General features: G+C 72.9%; 1 protein-coding gene. It reads right to left on the reverse strand.

Annotated elements, in window-relative coordinates; genetic code table 11:
- Window positions 1-431 (reverse strand): HNH endonuclease (locus AO501_RS19560; protein WP_419775683.1); only part of this gene is annotated, 431 nt, incomplete at both ends.

Here is a 431-nt window from a genome sequence, read left to right on the forward strand (position 1 = left end):
GCCGTTGGTGGCGGTGGTGGGTCCGCCGTGTTGGGCGGGGGTGATGTGGTCGCGGTGGCGGATGGGGGCGTCGCAGTAGGGGGTGCGGCAGGTTTGGTCGCGCAGGTTGATGAACTCGGCCAGCCCGCGGGGGAAGGTGCGGGCGCGTGATTCCATGGCGACCAGGGCGCCGGTGGTGGGGCTGGCGTAGAGGCGGCGCAGGGTGGCCAGGGAGTTCTTCTCGGCCAGCGCGGCGTTGAGCCATCGGCGGGCGACTTCGGCGGGGATGGGCCCGTAGCCCTCGAGGGTCGCGGCGTCGTCGGTGTGGCCGAGCAGGGCCCGGTCGGAGATGACCACATTCAGGGCGAGGGAGGCCGGGGTGGTGGCGGGGGTGGCGGTGATGCGTTCGAAGGCGGTGTCGGCCATGACTTGTCCGCGGGAGCGGCCGTCGA

Origin of the sequence: Mycobacterium gordonae, assembly GCF_001417955.2 — a bacterium.
Taxonomy (GTDB): domain Bacteria; phylum Actinomycetota; class Actinomycetes; order Mycobacteriales; family Mycobacteriaceae; genus Mycobacterium; species Mycobacterium gordonae_B.